Genomic DNA, 2,857 nt, shown 5'->3' on the forward strand with positions numbered 1-2,857 from the left:
GTGAACGTTTTTTAGTTCGCTTTGGATGTTTGCTACCGGTGAGGGCTTTGCCCTGCTCCGGTATTTGTATCTGTATGAGTGGATCAAGCCGATCGAACGATTAGTACCAGTTAGCTTCACATGTTACCACGCTTCCACACCTGGCCTATCGACGTGGTGGTCTACCACGGTTCTCAGCGAGACCTGGTTTTGAGGGGGGCTTCCCGCTTAGATGCATTCAGCGGTTATCCTGTCCGCACTTAGCTACCCTGCTATGCCGCTGGCGCGACAACAGGTCCACCAGAGGTGCGTCCATCCCGGTCCTCTCGTACTAGGGACAGCTCCTCTCAAGTCTCGAACACCCACGGCAGATAGGGACCGAACTGTCTCACGACGTTCTAAACCCAGCTCACGTACCACTTTAATCGGCGAACAGCCGAACCCTTGGGACCTGCTCCAGCCCCAGGATGTGATGAGCCGACATCGAGGTGCCAAACACTCCCGTCGATGTGGACTCTTGGGGAGTATCAGCCTGTTATCCCCGGCGTACCTTTTATCCGTTGAGCGATGGCCCTTCCACGCGGGACCACCGGATCACTATGACCGACTTTCGTCTCTGCTCGACCTGTCGGTCTCACAGTCAGGCAGGCTTATGCCATTGCACTCGTCAGCTGATTTCCGTCCAGCTTGAGCCTACCTTTGCGCGCCTCCGTTACTCTTTGGGAGGCGACCGCCCCAGTCAAACTACCCACCATGCAGGGTCCCGGACCCGGATAACGGGTCGCGGTTAGATATCAAAAAACAAAAGGGCGGTATTTCAAGGGTGGCTCCACCCTGGCTGGCGCCAGTGCTTCAAAGCCTCCCGCCTATCCTACACATTCATTTTCTAATACCACTGCAAAGTTGTAGTAAAGGTGCACGGGGTCTTTCCGTCTGACCGCGGGAACTCCGCATCTTCACGGAGAATTCAATTTCGCTGAGTCAACGTTGGAGACAGCGGGGAAGTCGTTACGCCATTCGTGCAGGTCGGAACTTACCCGACAAGGAATTTCGCTACCTTAGGACCGTTATAGTTACGGCCGCCGTTTACTGGGGCTTCAATTCAAAGCTCTCACCTCTCCTTTTAACCTTCCAGCACCGGGCAGGCGTCAGACCCTATACCGCGCCTTGCGGCTTCGCAGAGCCCTGTGTTTTTAGTAAACAGTCGCCACCCCCTACTCTGTGCCACCCCTCACTGGTTGCCCAATGCGAGGTCCCCCTTCTCCCGAAGTTACGGGGGCATTTTGCCGAGTTCCTTCAACGTTGTTCTCTCAAGCGCCTTGGTATGCTCTACCTGCCCACCTGTGTCGGTTTGGGGTACGGTCTATACGATGGGGCTATTTCCTGGAACACCCAGGCCGCACACTCAATCCAATAAGAATGTACGGCTTCCGGTATTCGTCACATCCCACCAGGTTCAGGAATATTAACCTGATTCCCATCGACTACGGCTTTCGCCCTCGTCTTAGGGGCCGACTTACCCTGCGCGGATTAGCCTTGCGCAGGAACCCTTGGGCTTACGGCGAGAGTGTTTCTCACACTCTTTGTCGCTACTCATGTCAGCATTCGCACTTCCGATACCTCCAGGAGAGTTCACACTCCCCCTTCGCAGGCCTACGGAACGCTCCGCTACCGCATGGATAAATCCATGCCCTCAGCTTCGGTGTACGGCTTGAGCCCCGGTACATCTTCGGCGCAAGGTGGCTTAACTAGACCAGTGAGCTATTACGCTTTCTTTAAAGGGTGGCTGCTTCTAAGCCAACCTCCTGGCTGTCTTGGCCTCCTCACATCCTTTCCCACTTAGCCGTAACTTGGGGACCTTAGCTGGAGGTCTGGGCTGTTTCCCTCTCGACCACGGACCTTAGCACCCATGGTCTGTCTGCCGTGCTGTACTCACCGGTATTCGGAGTTTGGTTAGGTTTGGTAAGGCTCGCGCCCCCCTAGCCCATCCAGTGCTCTACCCCCGGCGGTAATCACACGACGCACTACCTAAATAGTTTTCGCGGAGAACCAGCTATATCCGAGTTTGATTGGCCTTTCACCCCTAACCACAGATCATCCCCTTCTTTTTCAACAGAAGTGGGTTCGGCCCTCCAGTGCGTGTTACCGCACCTTCAGCCTGTCCATGGCTAGATCACCCGGTTTCGGGTCTAATCCGACGAACTCGACGCCCTATTAAGACTCGCTTTCGCTACGCCTACACCTAACGGCTTAAGCTTGCTCGACAGACTAACTCGCTGACCCATTATACAAAAGGTACGCCGTCAGGGCATAAAGCCCCTCCGACTGCTTGTAGGCATTCGGTTTCAGGTCTATTTCACTCCCCTCATCGGGGTGCTTTTCACCTTTCCCTCACGGTACTTGTTCACTATCGGTCGCTGAGGAGTACTTAGGCTTGGAGGGTGGTCCCCCCACGTTCAGACAGGGTTTCACGTGCCCCGCCCTACTCAAGGACCTAAATGAAGCTTTACCCGTACGGGGCTATCACCCGCTACGGCCCGACTTTCCAGACGGTTCCGGTTTCTTCACTTAGGCCACTGGCCTGGTCCGCGTTCGCTCGTCACTACTAACGGAGTCTCGGTTGATGTCCTTTCCTCTGGCTACTTAGATATTTCAGTTCACCAGGTTTGCTTCCGCACACTATGTATTCATGTACGGATGACCTTACGGCCGGGTTTCCCCATTCGGATATCCGCGGATCAAAGCTTACTCGCAGCTCCCCACGGCTTTTCGCAGCGTGTCACGTCCTTCATCGCCTCTCAGCACCAAGGCATCCACCAAATGCCCTTATTTGACGCTTGATCGCAACTCATACAGAAGCAAATACCGAAGTACTCAC

The 2,857-nt window shown here is 54.8% G+C and carries 1 rRNA gene; it reads right to left on the reverse strand.

Features of this window, described 5'->3' with window-relative positions:
• Positions 1-79 precede the first annotated feature (79 nt).
• Positions 80-2,822: ribosomal RNA gene (locus K328_RS0100760) — 23S ribosomal RNA — on the reverse strand.
• Between the last annotated feature and the right edge of the window lie 35 nt (positions 2,823-2,857).

It is taken from the genome of Nisaea denitrificans DSM 18348 (genome assembly GCF_000426505.1).
GTDB classification, from domain to species: Bacteria; Pseudomonadota; Alphaproteobacteria; order Thalassobaculales; family Thalassobaculaceae; genus Nisaea; species Nisaea denitrificans.